At 67.9% G+C, this 23,770-nt stretch carries 18 protein-coding genes; 10 read left to right on the forward strand and 8 right to left on the reverse strand.

Annotated elements, in window-relative coordinates:
• Window positions 1–59: 59 nt before the first annotated feature.
• Genes ftsE through K9B35_RS11850 form a run of 4 tightly spaced genes read left to right on the forward strand, consistent with a single transcriptional unit; the run spans window position 60 to window position 2,884 of the window.
• Window positions 60–767, forward strand: coding sequence for a cell division ATP-binding protein FtsE (gene ftsE / locus K9B35_RS11835; RefSeq protein ID WP_224922041.1), 708 nt, complete (start codon window positions 60–62; stop codon window positions 765–767).
• Complete coding sequence (locus tag K9B35_RS11840) at window positions 767–1,654, forward strand: cell division protein FtsX (RefSeq protein ID WP_224922042.1); 888 nt, start codon at window positions 767–769, stop codon at window positions 1,652–1,654. The genes ftsE and K9B35_RS11840 overlap by 1 nt, the downstream gene beginning before the upstream one ends.
• Entirely contained in the window at window positions 1,651–2,193 is a 543-nt protein-coding gene (locus K9B35_RS11845; protein ID WP_224922043.1) for a YdcF family protein, read from the forward strand. The genes K9B35_RS11840 and K9B35_RS11845 overlap by 4 nt, the downstream gene beginning before the upstream one ends.
• On the forward strand, window positions 2,186–2,884 hold the full coding sequence (locus K9B35_RS11850) for a lysophospholipid acyltransferase family protein (RefSeq protein ID WP_224922044.1): 699 nt from the start codon (window positions 2,186–2,188) through the stop codon (window positions 2,882–2,884). The genes K9B35_RS11845 and K9B35_RS11850 overlap by 8 nt, the downstream gene beginning before the upstream one ends.
• Here the strand turns inward: K9B35_RS11850 and K9B35_RS11855 are convergent.
• Both K9B35_RS11855 and hisC read right to left on the reverse strand, forming a co-directional pair.
• Window positions 2,881–3,630 (reverse strand): prephenate dehydrogenase/arogenate dehydrogenase family protein, encoded by a 750-nt coding sequence (locus tag K9B35_RS11855; protein ID WP_224922045.1) that lies wholly within the window; start codon window positions 3,628–3,630, stop codon window positions 2,881–2,883. The two genes, K9B35_RS11850 and K9B35_RS11855, sit on opposite strands and share 4 nt — an antisense overlap.
• A complete protein-coding gene (gene hisC / locus K9B35_RS11860; RefSeq protein WP_224922046.1) occupies window positions 3,627–4,733 on the reverse strand; it encodes a histidinol-phosphate transaminase in 1,107 nt (368 codons plus the stop codon). The genes K9B35_RS11855 and hisC overlap by 4 nt, the downstream gene beginning before the upstream one ends.
• Before the next feature lie 77 nt (window positions 4,734–4,810).
• On the opposite strand from hisC, the gene K9B35_RS11865 reads away from it, so the two are divergent.
• The 5 genes from K9B35_RS11865 to K9B35_RS11885 all read left to right on the forward strand — a co-directional run bounded on the left by K9B35_RS11865 (window position 4,811) and on the right by K9B35_RS11885 (window position 13,444).
• Window positions 4,811–6,373 (forward strand): flavin monoamine oxidase family protein, encoded by a 1,563-nt coding sequence (locus K9B35_RS11865; RefSeq protein ID WP_224922047.1) that lies wholly within the window; start codon window positions 4,811–4,813, stop codon window positions 6,371–6,373.
• 32 nt (window positions 6,374–6,405) lie between these two features.
• Window positions 6,406–7,521, forward strand: coding sequence for a homoserine O-acetyltransferase MetX (gene metX, locus K9B35_RS11870; protein WP_224922048.1), 1,116 nt, complete (start codon window positions 6,406–6,408; stop codon window positions 7,519–7,521).
• On the forward strand, window positions 7,518–8,108 hold the full coding sequence (metW, locus tag K9B35_RS11875) for a methionine biosynthesis protein MetW (RefSeq protein ID WP_224922049.1): 591 nt from the start codon (window positions 7,518–7,520) through the stop codon (window positions 8,106–8,108). The genes metX and metW overlap by 4 nt, the downstream gene beginning before the upstream one ends.
• Window positions 8,109–8,317: 209 nt before the next feature.
• Window positions 8,318–11,515, forward strand: a complete 3,198-nt coding sequence (locus K9B35_RS11880) for an amidohydrolase family protein (protein ID WP_224922050.1) — start codon at window positions 8,318–8,320, stop codon at window positions 11,513–11,515.
• A gap of 102 nt (window positions 11,516–11,617) precedes the next feature.
• The gene (locus tag K9B35_RS11885) at window positions 11,618–13,444 is read left to right on the forward strand and encodes a family 43 glycosylhydrolase (RefSeq protein WP_224922051.1); all 1,827 of its coding nucleotides are present in this window, start codon (window positions 11,618–11,620) and stop codon (window positions 13,442–13,444) included.
• On the opposite strand, the gene K9B35_RS11890 is transcribed toward K9B35_RS11885, so the two are convergent.
• A complete protein-coding gene (locus tag K9B35_RS11890; RefSeq protein WP_224922052.1) occupies window positions 13,441–14,430 on the reverse strand; it encodes a LacI family DNA-binding transcriptional regulator in 990 nt (329 codons plus the stop codon). The two genes, K9B35_RS11885 and K9B35_RS11890, sit on opposite strands and share 4 nt — an antisense overlap.
• 178 nt (window positions 14,431–14,608) lie before the next feature.
• Here K9B35_RS11890 and K9B35_RS11895 point away from each other — a divergent pair, with 178 nt between their 5' ends.
• Window positions 14,609–16,906, forward strand: a complete 2,298-nt coding sequence (locus tag K9B35_RS11895) for a glycoside hydrolase family 3 N-terminal domain-containing protein (protein ID WP_224922053.1) — start codon at window positions 14,609–14,611, stop codon at window positions 16,904–16,906.
• Window positions 16,907–16,991: 85 nt separating this feature from the next.
• Here the strand turns inward: K9B35_RS11895 and K9B35_RS11900 are convergent, their stop codons facing one another.
• Genes K9B35_RS11900 through K9B35_RS11920 form a run of 5 tightly spaced genes read right to left on the reverse strand, consistent with a single transcriptional unit; the run spans window position 16,992 to window position 23,747 of the window.
• On the reverse strand, window positions 16,992–18,326 hold the full coding sequence (locus tag K9B35_RS11900) for an MFS transporter (RefSeq protein ID WP_224922054.1): 1,335 nt from the start codon (window positions 18,324–18,326) through the stop codon (window positions 16,992–16,994).
• The gene (locus K9B35_RS11905) at window positions 18,323–21,736 is read right to left on the reverse strand and encodes a chromosome segregation SMC family protein (RefSeq protein WP_224922055.1); all 3,414 of its coding nucleotides are present in this window, start codon (window positions 21,734–21,736) and stop codon (window positions 18,323–18,325) included. The genes K9B35_RS11900 and K9B35_RS11905 overlap by 4 nt, the downstream gene beginning before the upstream one ends.
• A 27-nt stretch (window positions 21,737–21,763) precedes the next feature.
• Window positions 21,764–22,504, reverse strand: coding sequence for a thioredoxin domain-containing protein (locus K9B35_RS11910; RefSeq protein ID WP_224922056.1), 741 nt, complete (start codon window positions 22,502–22,504; stop codon window positions 21,764–21,766).
• Window positions 22,505–22,533: 29 nt separating this feature from the next.
• Window positions 22,534–23,235, reverse strand: a complete 702-nt coding sequence (locus K9B35_RS11915; RefSeq protein WP_224922057.1) for a DsbA family protein — start codon at window positions 23,233–23,235, stop codon at window positions 22,534–22,536.
• Window positions 23,235–23,747 (reverse strand): DUF721 domain-containing protein, encoded by a 513-nt coding sequence (locus K9B35_RS11920; protein ID WP_224922058.1) that lies wholly within the window; start codon window positions 23,745–23,747, stop codon window positions 23,235–23,237. Before K9B35_RS11920 ends, K9B35_RS11915 begins: the two co-directional genes overlap by 1 nt.
• Window positions 23,748–23,770: the final 23 nt, after the last annotated feature.

A 23,770-nucleotide genomic window follows, 5' to 3' on the forward strand; every position in this document is an offset into this window, starting at 1 on the left:
GTTGGCTGTGCGATGGCTGACGGCGGGGCAGAAGGATCAGGAGCGGCCGACGCCGGCACATGGCCAATATCGTTCAGTTTGAGAATGTCGGCCTGCGCTATGGCACCGGGACCGAAACGCTGAGCGACGTCAGTTTCACGCTCAGCGCAGGCGCGTTCTATTTCCTGACCGGCGCATCGGGCGCGGGCAAGACGTCGCTGCTCAAGCTGCTCTACCTTGCCCAGCGGCCGACGCGCGGCGTGGTGCGGTTGTTCGGCGAGGATGCGGGCGCGCTGCCACGCCGCCGCCTACCCGGCTTTCGCCGCCGCATCGGGGTGGTGTTCCAGGACTTCCGCCTGCTCCCGCACCTCTCGGCCTATGACAATATCGCCCTCCCGCTGCGCGTCGCCGGGATGCCGGAGGCGGAGATCGAGGCGCCGGTGCGCGAAATGCTCGCCTGGGTCGGCCTCACCGATCGCGGCAAGGCCAAACCACCGACGCTGTCGGGCGGCGAGCAACAGCGTATCGCCATCGCCCGCGCGGTGATTACCCGGCCCGAGATGCTGGTGGCGGACGAGCCGACCGGCAACGTCGATCCCGACATGGCCGAACGCCTGCTGCACCTGTTCGATTCGCTCAACCGGCTCGGCACCACCGTCGTGGTTGCGACGCACGACTTCCACTTGCTCAATCGCATTCCCGATGCGCGGATGATGCGGATCGAAAAGGGGCGGCTGCTCGACCCCACCGGCGCGCTGCGCTTCCCGCCTGATCGGGGGGAGGCATGATGGCGATCGGTCGGGCGCGCCCGCATCATCGCTGGCTCGATGACGGGCAGCGGACCCGCGCGATGGTGTGGATCATGGCGATCATGCTGTTCCTGACCGTGCTGGCCGGAGCGCTTGGCTTTGGCATGGCCGGGGCGGGGCGCTCGCTCGACCGCCAGCTCGCCGGGCGGCTGACGGTCCAGCTGGTCGAGGCGGACGCCGCGCGGCGGGACGCCAATGCCCGCGCGCTGGTCGAGCGCATCCGCGCGATCCCCGGCGTGACTCAGGTGACCGAGGTCGATCGCGCGCGGCTGGCAGAGCTGCTGCGCCCGTGGCTTGGCGACACCGGGCTCGATGCGGAGCTGCCAATGCCTGCGATGATCGACGTCGATCTGCGCGCGGGCGATCCGGCGCTGATCGCACGGGTACGCCAGACCGCGCGGGCGGTGTCGCCCGCGGCGCAGGTGGACCAGCATGCGCAATGGCTCTCCCCGGTTGCCGGCTTCATCGCGACATTGACCTGGGCGGCGGCGGGGCTGGTGCTGCTGATGGCGACCGCGACCGCAGCAGTGGTGCTGCTTGCCGCGCGCGCCGGGCTCGATACGCATCGCGACACGATCGCGGTGCTGCACATGCTGGGCTCGACCGACACTCAGGTCGCGCGCCTGTTCCAGCGCCGCATCGCGCTCGACACGCTGCTTGGCGGGGTGATCGGGACGATGGCGGCATTGGGCGCAGTGTGGCTGCTCGGGCGGCAGACGTCGGCGCTCGGCTCCGAATTGCTCGGCAGCATCGCGCTCGCCGATGCCGATTGGGTGCTGCTCGCGCTGGTGCCGCTCGCCTTTGCGTTGCTGGCGATGGCGGCTGCGCGGGTCGCGGTGTTGCGGACATTGGGGCGCACGCTGTGATCTGGCGCATCCCGCTCCTGCTCATCCTCGCCTGGGCGATCGGCTTCGGCCTGTTCATGCTGTCGCTGGGCAAGCCGCTCGATTCCGAAGTGAGGACCGATGCCATCGTCGTCCCGACCGGCGGGCCGGGGCGGATCGATCGCGGAATCACGCTGCTTCAGGCGAAGAGCGCCAAGCGGATGCTGATCACCGGCACCGATCCGACCGTGCGTCCGATCGAGCTGGCGGTCGAGTACAAGACCTCGCCGCGCCTGTTCCGCTGCTGCATCGACCTGGGGCATGAGGCGGTCGATACCCGCTCCAACGCCGACGAGACCGCCGCATGGGTTGCGAAGCATGGTTACAAGTCCGTGCGACTGGTCACCGCCGACTGGCACGTCCCGCGCGCCAAGCTCGAACTGGCCAATGCGCTCGGTCCCGATGTCGAGATCCGCGGCGATGGCGTCCGCACCACCGCCAGCTGGTCGATGCTGCTGCGCGAATATCACAAATATCTGGTGCGCCGCTTCGCTTTGCTGTTCGGGATCGGCAATGGCTGACCGCATCCGCACGCTGATCTTCTCGATCATCTTCTACGGCCTGTCGGTGCCGATCGTGCTCGCCGCACCGATCATCGCCCTGTTCGGCACGCAGCGAATCCGCCGCTATTCGATGGCCTGGGCGGGGCTGGGGCTGCTGCTCGCGCACCAGATCCTCGGCATTCGAGTCGCGGTCGCGGGGCAGCGCGCCGAAGGCCCCGCGCTCTATGCGGTCAAGCATCAGGCGATGTACGAGACGCTGGCGATGGCCGCTATGCTCGATGCGCCCGCGATCGTGATGAAGCAGGAGCTCGCGCGCATCCCGGTCTGGGGCTGGGTCGCGCGGCAATATGGTGTGATCGTGATCGACCGCGCCGGATCGGCCAAGGCCCTGCGCGCGATGATGAAGGAAGCCCGCGCTGCAGTCGCGGAGGGCAGGTCGGTGGTGATCTTTCCCGAAGGAACCCGCACGCCGCCGGGCGAAACGCCGCCGCTGCGCTCGGGCTTTGCCGGCCTTTACCGCGCGATCAAGCTGCCGGTGATCCCGGTGGCCTGCGAGACGGGGAAGGTCTGGCCGCGCCAGGGGCCAAAGCGTCCCGGCACCGTCACGTTCCTTTATGGCGATCCGCTTCCACCCGGCCTGCCCCGCGAGGAAATCGAAGCAGCGGTGCATCGCCGGATCAACGCGTTCGAGCCGGGTTTCTCGGACTAATCCGCCGCGCTGCGGTTCCCGGCCTTGAGCGCGCGGGCGAGCAGGCCATTCGCCTCGCCGATAAACTGCTGCGTGATCTCGCCCGCGAACGGATTGAGGTTCTGGATCGCGAAGAACAGCTCTTCGCTATCATCGCCGATCAGCGCGCATAGCTCCAGCAGATGCTGGTAGCTGTCGGTCTTCAGCTCTTCGTCGGGGATGCGGACATTGACCAACGTCCGGCCGATCAAATGCGTCAGCGCCTGAACATAGGCCATTTCGCGGTCATGCTCTTCGGCGCTGGTGATCGAGACCTTGAGGCCGAGCTTACGCCCGAATTCGGCAACGCGATGATGCGCCTCGCCGCGTACCGGGCAGACGACCAACGGCTGACCCGCCAGCCCGCGCCGCGCGCTCTGCGGGCCGAACAGTGGGTGGGTGGCGACGATATCGACGCTTGTCGGAAGCGCCTCGGCCATCCAACGGGCGGGGAGCATCTTGACGGAGGCCACGTCCACGACCAGTGCGCCGGGCCGCACATGCGGGGCAACCGCCGCGAGTGTGCTCTCGATCGCCTGCACCGGCACAGCGAGCATGACGACGTCACTCGCGGCCACGTCTTCCAGTGGCGCGGTTGCGACACCGATTCGCGTCGCATCCTCGGCACTATCGCGCGAATCATGCACGACCACCGTGAAATGATCGCGCAAATGCGTGGCGGCGAGCTGACCGAACCGGCCGAAGCCGATGATGCCGAAGCGCTTCATTCGGCGTCGGCGGCGGCCACCAGCTGCTGCAGGATCGCCGCGACCGCGCGCGTATCTTCCTCATTGCCGATGGTGATGCGCAGCCCATGGGGCAGGCCCTGACCGGGCAGCCAGCGGACGATATAGCCCGCGTCCATCAGCCCCTTGTACGCGGCTTCGCCGGTCAGCGTGCCCTCGAACAGCACCAGCACGAAGTTCGCCTGACTCGGCACCGCGCGAAGGCCAGCATTGCCGAGCTTGGCGATCTCGTCGCTGAACCAGCGGCGCCATTGGGCATTCCCCGACTTGCAGCGTGCGACGAACGCGTCGTCATTGAGCGCCGCGATGGCGGCTGCGGTCCCGGCGATGGTGATGCTGAACGGCAGGCGGATGCGGTGCATCGCCTCAATGATCGCAGGCGCGCCATAGCCCCAGCCGATGCGCTCGGCGGCAAGGCCGTACATCTTGGAGAAGGTCCGCGTGACCAGCACGTTGGATGCGGTCATCGCCAGCTCCATCCCGCCATCGTCGATGTCGCCATCGATATATTCGGCATAGGCATGGTCGAGGACGAGCAGGATGTCGTCGCGCAGCCCGGCGTGGAGGCGCGCGATCTCTTCGCGGCTGGCATGGGTGCCGGTCGGGTTGTTGGGGTTGGCGACGAACACGATTCGCGTCTTGTCGGTGACGCTGGCGAGGATCGCGTCGACATCGGTCGCGTAATCCTTGTCCGGCGCGACCACCGGCACAGCGCCGACGCGCTTGGTCGCGATCGGGTAGACGGTGAAGCCGTAGTTCACATAGATGATCTCGTCGCCCGGCCCGGCGAATGCGCCGGCGGCAAGGTGCAGCACTTCGTCCGATCCATTGCCATAGATGATCCGGTCGGGATCGAGCCCATGCTTCGCCGCCAGCGCCTCACGCAATTCGGTGCCGCTCGCGTCGGGATAGCGCTCCAGGCTGTCCGCTGCAGTTGCAAAGGCTGCGCGTGCGGCGGGCGAGGTGCCGAGCGGATTTTCGTTCGACGATAATTTGATCGCCTTGCGGCCATCATCGGTCTTCGACTTGCCCGGTACATAGGGGGCAATGTCCATGATCCACGGCTTGGGGGTCGGTCCAGTCATGGCCGACCCCTTTGCCCAATGGTTACGCAATAGCAAGGTCATGGCGCTACGCCCGGCGCAACGAAACCGGGGGTGGGATGCGAAGCGGGGGTTTGTTCTGGAGTGCACTGGCGGCGGCGCGGCGGCGGAATCTGGCCGCAGCGGGTGAGGCTGCGCCGGTTTCGACTCAGCCCGGCGCCACCCGGCGCGCGCTGCTCAAGGGTTTTGCCGCCGGGGGTGTCGCCGCTGCGATCCCTACTGCGGCACCGGCGCGCACGGGCATTGGTCGAGTCGCGATTATCGGCGGCGGCATTGCGGGCCTGGCCGCGCTCCATCATCTGCGCGAAGCAGGCGTCGACGCCCGGCTGTACGAAGCGGGCGAGCGGCTCGGCGGTCGCATCTTTACGCAAAAGACCGGAACCGCGCCCGCGTTTGAACTGGGTGCTCAGCTGGTCAACAGCGACCATGACGATATCCGCGCGCTCGCCGAGCGGTTCGGCGCGGAACTGATCGACCGCAAGGCTGAACCGCATCGTAGTATCGTGGTCACCGGCGGCCGCACCGTGGCAGAGGCCGAACTGGCCGACGCGCTCGGGCCGATTGCCACACAGATCGGCCGCGATGCCGACCGGATCGACGCCGACCCTGCGGCCCTGCGTGCATTCGATGCGATCTCGGTCGCGGACTATCTCGATCGTCATGCGGGGTTGCTGCCCGCCGCCTGGGTACGCGGTCTGCTCGAAGCGACGGGGCGGACCGAATATGGTGCCGAGCCCGACGCGACTTCGGCGCTCTCGCTGCTGTTCAACCTGCCGACGGTAGAGGGCGAACGCGCCGACATTCTGGGCGGGTCGGACGAGCGCTATGCCATTGCCGGGGGCAGCACGACGCTGATCGACGCGCTAGCCGCCCGGCATGCCCCGCAGATCGAAACCGGCCGCGTGCTGCGCCGGGTCGCTCACGCGACCGGGGGCGTCACGCTGAGCTTCGCCGATGGCGCGACCGTGCGCGCGGATGCGGTGATTATCGCGGTCCCGGCCCCGAGGACGCGGCAGATCGACTTTGCGGTGCCGCTGCCAGCCCAGTGGCGTCGGTTCATCCAGGCGATGACGCTTGGGCGGAACGAGAAGATTCTGGCGGTCGCCGATTCGGCACGCTGGCGCGATGCGATCGGCGGGGGCGGCGATGTTTGGCATGCCGGGGCTCGCGGCAGCTGGGCGAGCGGTTGGGACGGCAGCGTGCGCGGCGTCGAAGGGCCACCGGTGTGGACCTGGTATCTGGGCGGCGACGCCACCGATGATAGCATCTCCGCACAGACGCTCGCGGCGCGCTATGCGACCGATGCGCGCACGGCGCTCGGCGATCTTGCCGCCGCCTGTGCCGATGCGCCGGTGCGGCGCACCGCTTGGCACCGCGATCCCCTGATCGGCGGCTCCTATGGCAGCTATCCCCCCGGACACCTCACCCGCTTCGGGTCGCTGTTGTGGATGGAGGGCGACGATGGCGCTGCGGTGCAGGCCGCCCCGGCGCTCGGCCGCGTGATCTTTGCCGGCGAGCATCTGTCGGACGCCTTTCCCGGCTACATGAATGGTGGCGCGCAGACCGGGCGGCTGGCGGCGCAGGCGATCCTCGGACGGACCATCCCCGCGCGAACCGCTTGAACGCGGGCCGCGCGGCTTCTAGGCACGCGGCGATGTCCGACGATGTGCGCTTTGGCCTCGACCGCCGCGTGACGCTTCCGGGGCCGCTGCGCCTTGACGGGGGCGTGCTGCTGTCGCCGGTCGAAATCGCCTATGAAACCTATGGGCAGCTGGCGGCGGATGGCGGCAATGCGATCCTGATCTGCCATGCGCTGACCGGCGACCAGCATGTCGCGTCGACCCACCCGATCACCGGCAAGCCCGGCTGGTGGACGCGCATGATCGGGCCGGGCAAGCCGATCGACCCGGCGCGGCACTTTATCGTCTGCGCCAATGTGCTGGGCAGCTGCATGGGATCGTCGGGACCGGCGACGGTCAACCCGGCAACGGGCGCCCCTTGGGGCATGAGTTTTCCCGTCATCACTATTCGCGACATGGTGCGCGCGCAGGCGATGCTGCTCGACCATCTCGGCGTCCAGCGGCTCAAGGCCGTGGTCGGCGGGTCGATGGGCGGCATGCAGGCGCTGAGCTGGCCCGCAACCTTCCCCGACCGGGTCGAGGCGGCGGTGGTGATCGCATCGACTGCACGCCATTCGGCACAGAACATCGCCTTCCACGAAGTCGGGCGACAGGCGGTGATGGCCGATCCGCGCTGGAATGGCGGCGCCTATTATGAGGGCGAGCCGCCTGCGTCGGGTCTCGCGGTGGCGCGGATGGCGGCGCACATCACCTATCTCTCCGAAGAGGGACTGACCGAAAAGTTCGGGCGCAAGCTGCAGGCGCGTGAAGCCAAGACCTTCGGCTTTGATGCGGATTTTCAGGTCGAATCCTATCTGCGCCATCAGGGGTTGAGCTTTGTCGACCGGTTCGACGCCAACGCCTATCTCTACATCACCCGCGCGATGGACTATTTCGACCTCGCCGAAGAGCATGGCGGCGTGCTCGCCAACGCCTTCCGCGAGACCAAGGCGCGCTTCTGCCTCGTCAGCTTCGATACCGACTGGCTCTACCCGACCCGCGACTCGCGCAGCATCGTCCATGCGCTCAACGCGGCTGGCGCGCCGGTCAGCTTCGTCGAGCTGTCCTCCCCCTTTGGCCATGACGCCTTCCTGCTCGAAGCGCCCGAGTTGAACCGGGTGGTCGATGGGTTTTTGAGGGCGGGCGAATGACCGCGCTCCGCCCCGACCTCGCGATCATCGCGTCCAATGTCGCGCCGGGCAGCCGGGTGCTCGATGTCGGCTGTGGCGACGGGGCGCTGATGGCGGCGCTGCGTGACCGGCGGGGATGCGATGCGCGCGGTCTGGAGATCGACGCGCATAATGTCGCGTCGGCCGTGGGGCGCGGGCTTTCGGTGATTCAGGGCGATGCCGACACCGATCTTGCCGATTATCCCGACGCCAGCTTCGACTATGCGATCCTCAGCCAGACGCTGCAGACGACGATGCGGCCGCACGTCGTGCTCGACCATCTGCTGCGCATCGGCGAGCGTGCGGTCGTGTCCTTCCCCAATTTCGCGCATTGGCGGGTGCGGCTGTCGCTGTTGTGGGGCGGGCGGATGCCGGTCACGCGGCTGTTGCCGGTGGCGTGGTACGAGACGCCGAATATCCACCATGTCACGATCGACGATTTCCGCGCCTATGTGCGGGAGCGCGGGATCACGGTCGAGCAGGCCTGGTTCCTGTCGGGCGACCAGCTGACCAGCTCCGCCGCCGCCAATTTCCGCGCCGAACACGCGGTGTTCCTGCTGAAGCGGTAGTTTGCCTGTTTTGCTCGGCTGACGCCGAGGCGGCACCGGCCCGCTCCCCACCCGGCCACCCATAGAATACACTGTCGTTGGGTGGCCGGGTGGGGGGGCGGGCCGGTGCCGCAATGCCGAAAACAACTCCACTTTTCGACGAAGCGCGGGTGACGGGTCCGGTTTCGCCCGTTACCAACTGCTCCCAGAACATATTCAGGGAGTCCTATATGCGTCAGTCGGTCGCCGGCGTCCTCGCCGCGCTTTTCGTCATTGGTCAGGCAAACGCGCAGGACAAGCCCGCCGAAAAGCCCAAATGGGACGTCAACGCGCCGCAGGGCGCGACGCTGAAGCAGGCGAAGATCGAGACCGACGAAGGCACCTGGATCGACGTTGATGTAAGCCCCGATGGCAAGAGCGTCGCCTTTGCGCTGCTCGGCGACATCTACACCATGCCGATCGCAGGCGGCACGCCGACGCGGGTCGCCGAAGGCATGGCGTGGGAGGTGCATCCGCGCTTCTCGCCCGACGGCCGCCGCATCGCCTTCACCTCCGACCGCGGCGGCGGGGACAATATCTGGATCATGAATGCCGATGGCAGCGACAAGCGTCAGCTGACCAAGGAGGATTTCCGCCTGCTCAACCAGCCGAGCTGGTCGCCGGACGGGCAATATATCGTCGCCAAGAAGCACTTCACCACCGGCCGCTCGCTCGGCACGGGGGAGGTGTGGCTCTACCACGTCTCGGGCGGGGCGGGTGTGCAGTTGGTCAAGCGCCCGAACGAGCGGCACCAGAAGGAACTGGGCGAGCCGATTTATTCGGCGGACGGCAAGGGGGTGTATTTCACCCGCAACATCACGTCCGGCCCGATCTTCGAATATGCGCAGGATTCGAACACCAACCTGTTCAATATCGAGCGCTACGACCTCGAGACCGGCGAGGCGACGACGGCGGTGTCGGGCCTCGGCGGATCGGTGCGCCCGGCGCCCTCGCCCGATGGCAAGTCCATCGCCTTTGTCCGGCGTGAGGCGGGCAAGTCCAAGCTGTGGGTCAAGGATCTGGCGAGCGGTGCCGAGCGCATCGTGTATGGCGCGCTCGATCAGGACGTACAGGAAACCTGGGCGGTCACCGGCGTCTATCCCAACATCGACTGGACGCCCGACAGCAAGTCGATCGTGTTCTGGGCGGGCGGCAAGATCCGCCGCGTCGATGCCGATGGTGCCAACGCTGCGGTGATCCCGTTCCGCGTCGCCGACACCCGCGCAGTCGCCGACGCCCCGCACCCGCAGATCGCGGTCGCTCCGGCGAGCTTCACGACGAAGATGCCGCGTTTCGCCACTGTCTCGCCCGATGGCAGCCAGCTGGTGTTCGAGAGCCTCGGCAAATTGTGGGTGAAGCCGGTCGCGGGCGGAACGGCCAAGCGGCTCACCAACCTCGCCGATGGCGCGGGGATGGAGCTGTTCCCTTCATGGTCGCGCGACGGGCGCTCGATCGTCTTCGTCCAGTGGAATGACGAAAGCCTCGCCTCAATCCGCGTGGTCGCGGCGTCCGGCGGCGCGGCGCGTAGCGTGACGCAGCAGCCGGGCCATTATGCGCGGCCGCAATTCTCCCCCGACGGCAAGACGATCGTGTTCGAAAAGGGCGATGGCGGCGGGCTGACTGCGCCCAAATGGGGTGAGAATCCCGGCGTCTATCGCGTCCCGACCGCTGGCGGCATGCCTGTGATGGTCACGCGCAGCCTGTCGCGCCCGCAATATGGCGCATCGAACGACCGCATCTTCATGGTCGAGGGCGGTGAGAAGCTCCAGCTCGTCTCGACCGACCTGAATGGTGAGGGCAAGCGCGTCCATGCCGCGGGTGAACTCGCCACCGAATTCATCGTCGCACCGGATGGCAAGAGCGTCGCCTTCCGCCAGAATTATCAGGTGTTCGCGATGCCGCTGATGCCCGGTGGTCAGCAGGTCGCGGTCGCGCCGAAGGGCGATGCGCTGCCGGTGGTGCGGGTGAGCAGCGATGGCGGCGATTACATCACCTGGTCGGGCGACGGTGCGCGGCTGCACTGGAGCCTTGGCCCGACGCTGTACACCGCCGACCGCAGCGCATTCTTCGCCTCGGCACCCGGTGGCGCGAAGGTCACCGTGACCCCGCGCACCAGCTCGATGGCGATGGAGGTCAAGGCAGCCAAGGCGAGCGGCACCGTCGCGCTCACCGGCGCGCGGATCGTCACCATGGCCGGGGCCGATGGCGGCGTGATCGAGAATGGCACAATCGTGATCGAGGGCGATCGTATCGTCGCGGTCGCACCGACCGCCGCGATCCAGCTGCCCGCCGGGACCAAGACCGTCGATGTGACTGGCAAGACGATCATCCCGGGTCTCGTCGATGCGCATGCGCATGGCCCCTATGGCACCGACGAGTTGATCCCGCAGCAGAACTGGTCGTTGCTCCAGAACTTGGCGCTCGGCACCACCACGCTGCACGATCCGTCGAGCCAGGCGGCGCATGTCTTTGCCGCGGCGGAGATGCAGCAGGCGGGCAAGATCCTCGCTCCCCGCCTCTTTTCGACCGGTGAGATCGTCTATGGCGCGCGTGCCGCGGGCGTGTACGCGCAGATCGACAGCTATGAGGACGCGCTCAACCATGTCCGCCGCCTGAAGGCGCAGGGCGCTTACTCGGTGAAGAATTACAACCAGCCGCGCCGTGAGCAGCGCCAGATGGTCGTCGCCGCCGCGCGGGCGGAGGGAATGCAGGTGGTGGCCGAGGGCGGGTCGTTGTTCGGTATGGACATGAACCTGATCGCCGATGGCAACTCGACGCTGGAGCATAATGTGCCCGGCGAGGTGTTCTACAAGGACGTCCTGCAGTTCTTTGGGCAGAGCGACACCAACTACACCCCCACGCTGGTCGTCACCTATGGCGGCCTGGCGGGTGACCCCTATTGGCGACAGGCGACCAATGTCTGGGAAAACCCGCTGATGGTGCACACGCCCCCGGCCCAGCTGCGCGCCGAAACGATGCGGGTGACTAAGGCGCCCGAAAGCAACTTCGTCGATGACGAGGCTGCGCGCGAGGCGAAGAAGGTGATGCAGGCAGGCAAGCTGGTCGCGATCGGTGCGCATGGGCAACAGGCCGGGATCGGCGCGCATTGGGAACTGTGGTCGTTCGTGCGCGGCGGCATGACGCCGGTCGAGGCGCTGCGCACCGGCACGATCGATTCGGCGAAATCGCTGGGCTACGCCAAGGATGTCGGGTCGCTCGAGCCGGGCAAGCTTGCCGACCTGCTCGTCCTCGACGCCGATCCGACTGCGGACATCCGCAACAGCGACAAGATCCACCGCGTCATGCTGGGCGGGCGGATGTACGACCCGCGCACGATGAACGAGGTCGACACCGGCACTGTGAAGCGCCGCGCCTATTGGTGGGAATAACCGATGGATGGCCGGGGTGGCGACGCCCCGGCCTCCTTCGGGGTTCCGCTTGCTGGTGTAACCGGTTACAGCCCCGGCAGCGTTTGTGTTGGGAGATGATCGGTGCGTGCGACCCTTGCTTTGGTGTTGGTAAGCCTGTGTGCGGCGGGCACCGCGACCGCGCAGCCGGGCAAGCGCACCTACGTCAACCCGATCGACCTCGATTACCGCTACAATTACGAGCAGGTGAACGAGGATATCTCGTACCGCACGGGCGCCGATCCGGTGATCATCCGGCACAAGGACGCCTATTATCTCTTCCAGACGCTCGCCGAGGGCTATTGGCGCTCGCCCAATCTGATCGACTGGACCTTCATCACGCCGAGCCGCTGGGAAAAGGGCGGCTTCGTCGCCCCCGCCGCCTGGTCAGACGGCGAGCGGCTGTACCTGATGCCGTCGATGATGGAGCCGGGGTCGGTCTATGTCTCCGACGCGCCGGAGACGGGCAAGCTCGACTATTTCGTGCGCCGCATGCCGCGCCTGCCGGGACAGGTGTGGCCGGGTGGCGAAGCGAACATGAAGCCGGGCGACGTCCCGCCGGGGCCGTGGGATCCGGCGCTGTTCCTGGACGATGACGGCAAATGGTATTTCTATTGGGGATCGTCCAACGTCTTCCCGCTCTACGGCCTTGAGATCGAGTTCAAGGACGGCCGGATGATCTACAAGGGCCGCGCGACCGAGGCGTTCAAGCTCGACCCGGACAATCATGGCTGGGAGCGGTTCGGACAGGATCATTCGGGGACGTTGCCCGACGGGACGGCGATTAAGCCGTTCATGGAAGGCGCGTGGATGACCAAGGTCGCCGGCACCTATTACCTTCAGTACGGCGCGCCGGGGACAGAGTATAACGCCTATGCGAATGGCGCGTACGTCTCGAAATCGCCGCTTGGCCCGTTCGAATATGCGCCGTGGAATCCCGTCGCCTACAAGCCCGGCGGGTTCGTCGAGGGCGCGGGGCATGGCTCGACGGTGCAGGACCACCACGGCAATTGGTGGAACAGCGGCACGCCCTGGCTCGGCCACAACTGGACGTTCGAGCGGCGGATCAACCTGTTCCCGACGCGGTTCGAGGCCGATGGGCAGATGTGGGCATCGTCGCGCTTCGGCGACTTCCCGCACTGGATGCCCGAGGGCAAGGTCGAGGATATCGAGGGGCTGTTCACCGGCTGGATGCTGCTGTCGTACCGCAAGGCGCTGACCGCATCCTCGACGTTGGGTGAGTATGACGCCAGCCGCGCGGCGGACGAGAATCCGCGGACTTTTTGGGTCGCCGCGAGCAAGAAGGCGGGTGAGACGCTGACGATGGACCTTGGCGCGGCGAAGACGGTGCGCGCGATCCAGGTCAATTTCGCCGACTATAAGTCCGGCCGCTACGGCGACGCGCCGGACATCTATACCGAGTTCCGGCTGGAGGGATCGGTCGACGGCAAGAGCTGGTCCAAGCTGGCAGAGACAGACGCTCCGCGCCGCGACCGGCCGAACGCCTATTTCCAGCTCGAGGCGCCGGCGAAGGTCCGCTTTGTCCGTTATGTCCACGGCCATATCGGCGGCGCGCATCTGGCGATCAACGACCTGCGCGTGTTCGGTATCGCCGATGGCCGCGCGCCTGCCATGCCAGGGGCGGTCGCAGCGATCCGCGACACCGACGAACGCAACGCCAGGATCAGCTGGCGCAAGGTGCCGGGCGCGGTCGGCTACAACGTGATGTGGGGCATCCGCCCGGACCGGCTGACGCTGACCTATCAGGTGTTCGCAGATGAGTTGGGTGATGGCCCGCAGGCGAAACTCGACCTGCGCGCGCTGAACAAGGGCGTTGGCTATTATGCGGCGGTGGAGGCGTTCAACGAGACTGGCGTGTCGAAGCGCAGCAAGCCGGTGCCGATTCGCTAGGCGGCGCTCGTCGCCCGTACCACCAGCTCCGCCTGATGTAACTCGGCGCGCGTGTCCGGCCCTTCGCCCTCGAGCACGTCGATCACCCGGCCGATCGCCTCCTCGCCCAGTTCGGCGATCCGCACGCGCATCGTGGTGACGCCAAGATAACGGGCAAGCGGGATGTCGTCGAAGCCAGTGACCGCGACGCGACCAGGGACGTCGATCCCGGCAGCGCGCAGTCCGTTGAGGCAGCCGATCGCCATCATGTCGTTCGCCGCGAACACCGCATCGCTGTCGATCTGACCCGTCACGATCGCGCGCGCGACGGCCTGGCCGCCTTCCTCGGCGAAATCGCCGGGCAGGATGATCGGCTCCACCCCAGGCAGGTGCCGGGCGATGCTGGCGCGAAAGGCGCTGGCGCGCTCGCTCGCATCGATATTGCCCTCTGGCCCTGCGATATGGACGATCCGCCGGCGCCCGGTCGCCACCAGATGCGCGACCATTGCGTCGGTCGCGGTGCCATTGTCGAGGTGTACGGTTGCGAGATCGGTTATCGCACGCGGGCCGTGGATGACCAGTGCCGGGAGCCCGGTCGGCAGCGCGCGGCGCAGCATCGCTTCGGACAGATGCGGTGCCATCACCACCAGCCCGTCGACGCGCCCGCGCATCGCCCGCAACGCCATCGCCGCCTGTTCGCTATCGTCATGCATCACCGACAACAGCATAACATAGCCGCGCCGGCTCGCTTCGCGGTCCAGCCCGCGCACGAACTCGCTGAAGAACTCGCCATGCAGGTCGGGTAGCACGACCCCGATCGCGTGCGCGCGGGCCAGGCTGAGGCTGCGCGCGCCGGCATGCGGGACATAGCCAAGCTCGGCGGCAGCGGCGATCACCCGCTCGCGGGTCTCGGCGCGGACATTGCCCAGGCCGTTGAGCGCGCGCGAGACCGAGGCGATCGACACCTGCGCGTGCCGTGCCACATCCCGAATCGTCGCCTCACCCATTCCCGCCTACCCCCATTTTGAGAACGTTCTTCTCCACCGGGTCATTCGCGATTGCAAATCCGATCGTTAGACGGCATGTAACCGGTTACGGTTTGCCGCGACAACCTCAATCGAGGCGCGCCATCCATCCGTATTTCCCGTACCCTTGCCGGTGCGACCCGTTCAGGAGAGGACCAACATGCTCGACACCCGGATTTCCCGCCGCGCCGCCCTGATGGGTGCAGGTGCGGTCGCCGCATGGCTGCACAGCCCCGCGCGCGCGCTGATGGGTGAAGCGGGCAAGATCGAGGTCCCCGGGTTCGTCGACGCGCTGATCGCCAAGATGACGATCGCCGAAAAGGCGGGGCAGCTCAGCCTGATGGCGGCGGCATGGGGCGGCGGCGCGGCGATCGCGATGAACCCGCCGAGCGGCTCCAACGCCAATTTCGGCCAGCAGGTCGATGAAGTGCGCCAGGGTCGCATCACCGGCGTGTTCAACGGCAACAACGCGCGCATGTGCCGGGTCATGCAGACTGCGGCGATGCGGGAGTCGCGCCTCAAAATCCCGCTGATCTTCGCCGCCGACATCATCCACGGCCATCGCACGATCTTCCCGGTCCCGCTGGGTGAGGCCGCGAGCTTCGAGCCGTTGCTGGCGCAAAAGGCGGCGGCGGCTGCGTCGTTCGAAGCGGCGGCTGCCGGCATCGACTGGACCTTTGCGCCGATGGTCGACATCGCGCGCGACCAGCGCTGGGGCCGCGGCGTCGAGGGTTCGGGCGAAGACGTGCTGCTCGGTAATCTGTTCGCCGAAGCGCGCGTGCGCGGATTCCAGGGCAAGAGCCTCAAGGCGATCGACACGATGATGGCGTGCGCCAAGCATTTCGCTGCCTATGGCGCGGCGGAAGCGGGCCTCGACTACAACACCGTCGACGTGTCCGAACGCACGCTGCGCGAAGTCTATTTCCCGCCGTTCCAGGCTGCGTTCGCTGCCGGTGCGCCGACGACCATGGCGGCGTTCAACGAGCTGTCCGGTGTCCCGGCGACCGGCAATGAATGGCTGATGCGCAAGATTCTGCGCGACGAATGGGGTTTCGACGGCTTTGTCGTGTCCGATTACACCGGCGACATGGAGATGATCGCGCATGGCTATGCCGCCGACGCGCGCGAGGCGACCAAGCTCGCCTTCATGGCTGGCGTGGACATGAGCATGACCAGCGGCTTCTACCGCGATCACCTGCCCGATCTGGTCGAAAAGGGTGAGGTGCCGATGGCGCGTGTCGATGAATCGGTGCGCAAGGTGCTGGCGCTCAAGGCCAAGCTCGGCCTGTTCGAAGACCCGTTCCGCCGCATCGATGAAAAGCGTGAAGCGGCGCGGACGCGGACCAAGGAAAGTCTCGCGCTGGCGCGCGATGCGGGCAAGCGTTCGATCGTGATGCTCAAGAATGACGGCGACCTGCTGCCGCTGCCCAAGAGCGGCAAGAAGATCGCGATCATCGGCCCGTTCGCCGAGGGGCAGCACGACCTTAACGGCCCGTGGTGCGTCTATGGCGACAACAAGCAGGCGATCGATCTGGCGACCGGCGTGCGCAATGCGCTGGGCAAGACGGCACCGGTCACGGTGACGCTCGGCTCGAAGGTCGAAGAGCCGCTCGACGGCGGCATCGCTGCGGCGGTGGCTGCGGCGAATGCGGCGGATGTCGTGCTGCTCGCGATCGGCGAGTCCGAGAACATGTCTGGCGAGGCGCAGTCGCGCACCGACATCACCGTTCCTGCCCCGCAGATGGCGCTGGCCGAAGCGGTGGCGGCGACCGGCAAGCCGATCGTCGTGCTGCTCAAGAATGGCCGCGCGCTGGCGCTGGAGGGGGCGGTCAAGAGCGCGCCCGCGATCCTCGTAACCTGGTTCCTGGGGTCGGAGAGCGGCAATGCCATCGCCGACGTGCTGTTCGGCGACTACAGCCCGTCGGCGCGCCTGCCGATCAGCTTCCCGCGTGAGTCGGGGCAGCAGCCCTATCATTATGCGCACAAGCCGACGGGCCGCCCGAACCCGAGCGACGACAAGCTTGAGCCATACAAGACGCGCTGGCGGAGCGCGCCCAACTCATCGCTCTATCCGTTCGGTCACGGCCTGACCTACGGCAAGGTCGAGTATGCGGCCCTCAATCCGCAGCAGGGCACGCTCGGCTGGGATGGCGAGATCGCGTTCACCGCGACGATCACCAACCGTGGCACGCGCGCGATCGAGGAAGTGGTGCAGCTCTACATCCGCGATCGTGCTGCGAGCATCACCCGCCCGGTGCGCGAGCTCAAGGCGTTCCGCAAGCTGGCGCTGGCCCCCGGCGCGAGCGAGACGGTGCGGTTCGTGCTGCGCCGCCGCGACCTGCAGTTCATCGGCATGGACCTCAAGCCCACGGTCGAACCGGGCCTGTTCGACGTGTGGATCGCGCCGTCGGCGGAAGCGCAGGGCGTGCATTCGACCTTCACCCTCGTAGCGGCCTGACGGCCGCGCGCCCCGGACCTGGTCCGGGATTCGGCACCGCTCCAGCTCCCCCTCCTCCCCCGGGGCGGTGCCGAATTAGGGGGAGTTAGCGGCGCAGATCCTTGACGATCTGCGCATGCGCCCCGCGCGCCAGCGGGTTGAGCGCCATCATCACGCAGGAAAAGGCGAGGAAGGCGAGCGGGACCGCGCCGATGGTCAGCCGCATTGCGGTCAGCGTCGCCGCGCTTTGTTCGACATTGGCGACATAGCCGGCCGCATCGAAGCCAAAGCCGATGATCGCGGTGGCGATGCCGATCGCGACGCGCTGAAGCAGCGCCGCCATGCCGAACACTGCGCCCTCAACGCGGAGGCCCGTGCGCTGTTCGCCATACTCGATCGTGTTGGGCAGCATCGCCCAGAACACAAAGTTCAGCCCGACGATCATCGCCTGCATCGCCATCAGATAGGCCTGCATCACCCCGGCGCGATGAATGTCGAACAGCGCGAATGCGGCGAGCCCGGCGCTGGCGAGACCGGCGGCAAGGAACCACAGCCCGCGCGCGCCGATGCGCCGGCGGAGCAGCATCCATAGCGGCACCGACACCGCGCTGACCACGCTCATTGATGCGAGCGCCAGCTGTCCGCTCGCCTCGTCGTGCAGGAAATATTTGAAGTAATAGAGGACAGACTTGTTGAGGATCGTCACGGCGACGATGACCGCCATCATGGCGAGGTTCAGCGTGACGAAGGCGCGATTGGCGGCGATCACGCGCAATGCGGTCAACACGGGGACCGGCTCCGCGCGCTCCGGCACGTCGGCTTCGCGATAGCTCAGGCCGACAAAGGCGAGGATCGCGGCCCCGGCGAGCGCGAACAGGATCGCCGCGCCGAAAAACGCGTCCGCTGCAGCCTGTGCGCCAAGCAGCCCCGTGCCGAGTGGAACGGTGCCGAGCGCGACGACGATCGCGGCGAGCGTGCCCGACAGCATGCGCACGCCGGCAACGAACGCGCGATCGTTGCTGTCGGCGCTGACCCGCGCGCTCATCGCGAGATAGGGCACGTTCAAAAAGGCATAGGCGGTGCGGAACAGGATATGGCCGGCAAAGACGCCGACCATCCCCCAGATGCCCGGCGCGAGCGGCGGCAGATAGGCAAGCATGAAACCGAGCCCCAGCGGCACACCGCCCAATGCGATCAGCCGCCCCAGTCCCCCGCGCGGCTCATGCCGGTCGGCGAGCAACCCGGCGGCGAAATTGGCGATGCCATCCCATACCGACGCGGCAAGGAAGATCGTCGCCGCCACCCCCACCGGCAGCCCCAGGGCGTCGGTGTAGTAGAAGAGCAGGAAGAGCATTGCGCTCTGCCAGTAAAGGTTGAACGCAAAGTCCCCGAACCCGAACAGCGCGAGGCGGAAGCGGGTGGGGCGGGCGGGGGAGCTCACTCCGCCGCCAGCAGCGATTCGGCGCCGCCCAGATCGACCGAGACGAGCCGGCTGACACCGCGTTCGACCATGGTGACGCCGAACAGGCGATGCATGCGGCTCATCGTTGCGGCATTGTGGGTGACGATGAGGTAGCGGGTCGCGGTTTCGCGCGTCATCGCTTCAAGCAGGTCGCAGAATCGTTCGATATTGGCGTCGTCCAGCGGCGCATCGACCTCGTCGAGGACGCAGATCGGGGCGGGGTTGGTGAGGAACAAGGCGAAGATCAGCGCGACTGCGGTCAGCGCCTGCTCGCCGCCCGACAGCAGGGTCAGCGACTGGAGCTTCTTGCCCGGCGGCTGGGCCATGATCTCAAGCCCGGCTTCGAGCGGGTCGTCGGAATCGATCAGCGCGAGGTGCGCCTGACCGCCGTTGAACAATGTGGAAAACAGGCGGCGGAAATGCTGGTCGACCGCCTCGAACGCGGTCAGCAGCCGCTGGCGCCCCTCGCGATTCAACGTGCCGATGCTGCCGCGCAACCGGTGAACCGCCTGAATCAGCTCGTCGCGCTCGGCGGCGGCGGTTTGCGCAGCGGTGGTGAGTTCGGCCAGTTCGGTTTCGGCGACGAGGTTGACCGGACCGATCCGCTCGCGCTCGGCAATCAACCGGTCATGCGCCGCGGATTCGTCCTGCGGGCCGCGTACGCTGTCGGGATCGAAGCCGACGCGCTGCGACAGGACGGGTGGCGGACATTCGAAACGCTCGCCCGACAGGCGGTTCATTTCGACCCGCCGCAAATCGTGATTCTCGGCACGCGCGACGGCACCGGCGCGCTGCTCCCGGGCCTCCCCCAACGCATCGCCGGCGGCGCGGACGGCTGCTTCGGTGGCGCGTAGTTCTGCTTCGGCCTCGCGCTCGGCGAGCTGGGCGGCGGCGCTCTCGATGCGCGCTTCCTCGCTTGCGCGTTCGGCCCCGGTGACCGCAGCGTCGAGTTCTGCAGGACGACCGGCAAGCGCCTCGGAGGCTTCGGCGAGTTCGATTGCGCGGGCGTCCATTTCGGCGATGCGGCGCGCTGCTTCGCCTGCGCGGGAGGTCCAGCTGCGCCGTTCGGCCTGCGCTGCGGCGAGGCGTTCGCGTGCGGCGGCGATGTCGCGTTCCAGCGCGCCACGCTCGGCCCGCGCGGTCGCGGCGGCGGTGCGGCGCCGTTCGGCCTCGGACGACAGCGCGCTGACCTTGGCGCGGGTTTCGCTGCCATCGGGCAGCGCGGCGCGGGCGGCTTCGGCCCGCGCGACCTCGCCAGCGGCTTCCTCCTGCTCGGCGGCGGTGCGGGCGCGGCGGCCTTCGAGGTCGGCGCGCTGGGCATCGAGGCGTTCGATCGCGGCGGCGGCGCGGTCCTCAGCACGGGCTGCCTCACGCCCGGTCGTCTCCGCGCTGTCCAGCAGGCGGCGGCAGTCGGACGCGGCGCGCTTCGCTTCGGCGATCTCGGCCTCGATCCGCGTCAGTTCGGTGTCGGCGGCATCGACCGCGCGGACTGCGGCGGGGCGGGCTTTCTCGATCGCATGGAGCCGGTTGACCCGTTCCAGCCGTTCCGCCGCTGCCGCGCCGCCCGACCGCGCGACATAACCGTCCCAGCGCCGCAGCACGCCCATCAGCGTCACCAGCCGCTGCCCGACCGCGAGTGGCTGGCCTTCATCGGTCTCGGCAACCAGCACCTGTGCCAGCCGTCGAGCGAGCGCGGGCGGGGCGGTGACGTGGACGGCCAAGGGGGTGGTCCCGCGCGGCGGTGGCGGGTCGCCGGGCAGTGCCTCGGCCCCCGCCCAATGGCGTTCGCCCGTAGGATCCAGACCGGCCTCCAGATCGTCACCCAGCGCGGCGGCGAGCGCGCGTTCATAGCCGGGCGCCACGGTCAGCCGGTCAAGCAGCCGTTCCTTGCCGCTGGGCCGGGTCGCTTTGGACAGGGCCGCCGCTTCGCTGTCGAGCTGAGCGAGTTCGGCATGCGCCTCGGCACGCGCGGACTGAGCGCGGCTGCGCGAATCGATCGCGGCGCGTTCGGCGGCATCGGCGCGCGCGAGGCCGGTGCGCGCGGATTCGGCCTGATGTGCTGCCTGCGCGCGCGCATCGGCGGCGCGCTGGCGGTCGGCGGCGAGCGGGGCGGGATCGCCCAGCGCGCGGATTTCGGCATCGACCCGCGCTGCCTCGCGAGTCGCGCGTTCGGCACGGGTGCGGGCGGCGGCGAGCGCGGCCTCGGCGACGCGGGTCTCGGCGGCCTCGGCGGCTTGGGCGGCGAGTGCCTGTGCCAGCGCCACTTCGGCATCGCGCGCGGCGCGTTCGGCGTCGGCGAGCGCTGCATCGAGATCGGGCATCCGCGCCGCTGCTTCGGCGATGCGCGACTCGAGCGCCTGCGTCTCGCTGTCGAGCCGGGCGAGCGCGTCGGCGGCGTCGCGGGCGAGTGCGCCTTCGCGCTCCTTGTCGGTTTCCAGCCGCGTGGCCGAATCGTGCAGTTCGGCAATGCGCCGGTCGATCGCGGCGCGTTCGCTGCGTAGCGTCGCCAGCCGGTGCATCGCCTCGCTCGCGCGGTCGCGCTGGGCAAGGGCAGCGGCACGCGCCGTAGCTAGCGTTGTTGCGACCGCCTGTTGCGCGGCGAGCGCGCTTTCCTGCGCGGCGGTGCGTTCGGCGACCAGCGCCTCGGCGGCGGCGGCTTCCTTCTTCGCCGCATCGGCGGCGGCGGCGGCGTCGCGCCAGCGGGCGAAGATCATCCGCGCCTCGGCCACGCGGATGCGGTCGGACAGCTCGCGATAGCGCTCCGCCTGTCGCGCCTGCCGTTTGAGCGCGGCGGCGCGCGCCTCCTGGTCGGAGATCATCTCGTCTAGCCGGGTAAGATTGGACTCAGTCGCGCGCAGCTTTTGCTCGGCGTCCTTGCGCCGGACATGCAGGCCGGAGATGCCGGCGGCCTCTTCGAGCATCTGGCGGCGCTCGCCGGGCTTGGCCTGAATGATCGCGCCGATCCGGCCTTGGCTGACCAAGGCAGGGGAATGCGCGCCGGTAGCGGAGTCGGCGAACAACAGGCCGACATCCTTGGCGCGGACGTCGCGACCGTTGATGCGATAGGCCGAACCTGCGCCGCGTTCGATCCGGCGGACGACTTCCAGCTCGCCTTCATCGGGGCCGCCAGCCTGTTCGGCGAGGATCGAGACTTCGGCAAAGTCGCGCTGCGGACGGGTCGCGGTGCCCGCGAAGATCACGTCCTCCATCCCCGCGCCGCGCATCGATTTGGCGCTGTTCTCGCCCATCGCCCAGCGCAACGCTTCGAGCAGATTGGACTTGCCGCAGCCATTGGGGCCGACGATGCCGGTCAGCCCCGGTTCGATGCGCAGGTCGGCGGGGTCGACGAAGCTTTTGAACCCCGTCAGGCGGAGCCGCTTGATCTGCATATCAGCGGCCCCGCCCACGGGTCATGGTCAGGCGCCTGCTGCCTTCAGCGCGGTTTCGACCTGCGGCCAGGTGCCGGTGTTTTCCAGCACCTTGCCGTTGAGGATGAAGGTCGGGGTGCCGGAGATGTTATACTCCTTCTGGCCAGTCTCGGCCGCCTTCACCAGCGCTTCGGTCGCGGCCTGATCGGCGAGGCACGCGCGCGCCTGCGCCTCGGGCACGCCGCGCTGCTGGACGAAGGCGAGGTAGCCGAACTTTTCCGCCACTGCGGCGACGCGCTGCTGCGGCGGCATCGCTTCGACCTGCTGGATGAAGGGGTCGCCCTGCTTCGGCCCGTTGCTCATCAACGTCTGCTGTTCGGCGAACATCTGGTCGAGGATCGGGAAGAAGGTGGCTGGACCGGCGCACTGGCCGGCCAGCGCCGCGCCGACGTCGATCTGGTTGAGCAGGAAGTCGCGGAATTCGAAGCTGACCTTGCCGGTCGCGATATAGGCCTTGAGCGGCTCCATGCCGGTGATCGCGAAATTGGCGCAATGGCCGCAGGTGCGCGAGCCATATTCGATCAGCTTGATCGCCGCATCGGGGTTGCCCATGCGGAAGCCGCCCTCGGGCGTCTTGACGACGGTGTCGACCCACTGGGTGCCCGAGGGGGCGGATGCGCCCGCGACCGGGGCGGCCGGCGCGGCTGCGGTGTTGTTGCCTGCGTCTTCGCCGCCGCTGCAGCTGGCCAGCGCTATCGCCGATACCAGGCCGATTGCAATTCGCTTCAAGTCACGTCTCCACGCTTTGGGGGGATAGATCAGCGCGCGCCGGCGGCGCGCAGTTCGGGTTCGAGTGTATCCCAATGGCCACCGCCACCGGTCTTGCCGTTGACCACGAAGGTCGGCGTGCCCTTGATCACCTTCCACGAGGCTTCGGCCATCGCGCTCAGGCGATCGAGGTCGGCCGGGTTGGCAAAGCACTGGTCGATCCGCGCCTGGGTCATGCCGCGACCGCGCATCAGCGGGCTGAGGCCCGACGCTTCGGCCACCGCCTTCAACCGGGCCAGTGGCGGCTGCGACTGGAGTGCCGGCTCATTGGTCTTCCACCATTGCGATCCGATCCGGAACCACGACCGCTGATCGGCAAAGATCGCGTCGGTCGCCCCGGAAAAGCCCTGCGGCCCGGCGCAGCGGGCGAGCAGCGCGGCCGCCATGTCGATCGGATCGCGCACCGCGTGCCGCACCTCAATCCGCACCGATCCGCGGCGGACATAGCCGTCCTTGAGCGGCAGTTTCGATTCGGCGATGAACTCGGCGCAATGGCCGCAGCTGTAGCTGATATATTCGACCAGCTTCACCTTCGCCGCCGGATTGCCGATCAGATAGGCGCCGGACGGGGCCTGCACGACATGCGTCGACCAATCGCGCGCTGCGGGCGCCTTTTTGGGCTGTTGCGCGGTTGCGCCGCCGGCAACGAGCGCGGCAACGGCAAGCGGGGCGAGGAGGGCGAACAGACGCATCAGTCGATCTTTCCAAGTTTGAGCACAGGCGCAGCGACGCCCGCCGCGAGCCCTTCGAGAACCGCACGCAATTCGGGATCGACGATCGCGCGCAGGCTGTCGCCGAGTTCAGCAGGAATGGGGGCGGCGGGTAGCGGCGCGGCGGGTTTTGCCGAGCGGGTGACCTCGCCCTGGCGGATCGCGACGCGGGCGACGGCGGGATAGCCGAAGAAACGGTTCACCCGGTCGACGATCTCGGGCGCGATATGCTGCATCATCGGGGCGTGGGCGCCCTGAACGACGAGGCTCAGCACGCCGTTCGACCGCTCACCGCGCGGGAAGCGGATCGATTCGGGCGAGGAGACGCCAGCATAACGCTCGCCGACGATCTCGCTCCAGCGGCTGAGCACGGCGCTCTGGATGAAGCCGAACTTGCGGAACGCGACGCGACCGACATCGGGCACCAGATCCGCGACGGCGCGAACACGGTTGCTGCGGCGGGGTGCGTCGGGGGTGGCGCGCGGCTTACTCATCGGCGTCGTCCATGCCATAGGCG

It is taken from the genome of Sphingomonas sp. R647, assembly GCF_020177055.1.
GTDB lineage: Bacteria > Pseudomonadota > Alphaproteobacteria > Sphingomonadales > Sphingomonadaceae > Sphingomonas.

Coding starts and splice junctions, on each gene's coding strand:
- ftsE (WP_224922041.1), top strand. CDS start 60: ATGGCCAATATCGTTCAGTTTGAGAATGTCGGCCTGCGCTATGGCACC.
- K9B35_RS11840 (WP_224922042.1), top strand. CDS start 767: ATGGCGATCGGTCGGGCGCGCCCGCATCATCGCTGGCTCGATGACGGG.
- K9B35_RS11850 (WP_224922044.1), top strand. CDS start 2,186: ATGGCTGACCGCATCCGCACGCTGATCTTCTCGATCATCTTCTACGGC.
- K9B35_RS11855 (WP_224922045.1), bottom strand. CDS start 3,630: ATGAAGCGCTTCGGCATCATCGGCTTCGGCCGGTTCGGTCAGCTCGCC.
- hisC (WP_224922046.1), bottom strand. CDS start 4,733: ATGACTGGACCGACCCCCAAGCCGTGGATCATGGACATTGCCCCCTAT.
- K9B35_RS11865 (WP_224922047.1), top strand. CDS start 4,811: ATGCGAAGCGGGGGTTTGTTCTGGAGTGCACTGGCGGCGGCGCGGCGG.
- metX (WP_224922048.1), top strand. CDS start 6,406: ATGTCCGACGATGTGCGCTTTGGCCTCGACCGCCGCGTGACGCTTCCG.
- metW (WP_224922049.1), top strand. CDS start 7,518: ATGACCGCGCTCCGCCCCGACCTCGCGATCATCGCGTCCAATGTCGCG.
- K9B35_RS11880 (WP_224922050.1), top strand. CDS start 8,318: ATGCGTCAGTCGGTCGCCGGCGTCCTCGCCGCGCTTTTCGTCATTGGT.
- K9B35_RS11890 (WP_224922052.1), bottom strand. CDS start 14,430: ATGGGTGAGGCGACGATTCGGGATGTGGCACGGCACGCGCAGGTGTCG.
- K9B35_RS11895 (WP_224922053.1), top strand. CDS start 14,609: ATGCTCGACACCCGGATTTCCCGCCGCGCCGCCCTGATGGGTGCAGGT.
- K9B35_RS11905 (WP_224922055.1), bottom strand. CDS start 21,736: ATGCAGATCAAGCGGCTCCGCCTGACGGGGTTCAAAAGCTTCGTCGAC.
- K9B35_RS11915 (WP_224922057.1), bottom strand. CDS start 23,235: ATGCGTCTGTTCGCCCTCCTCGCCCCGCTTGCCGTTGCCGCGCTCGTT.
- K9B35_RS11920 (WP_224922058.1), bottom strand. CDS start 23,747: ATGAGTAAGCCGCGCGCCACCCCCGACGCACCCCGCCGCAGCAACCGT.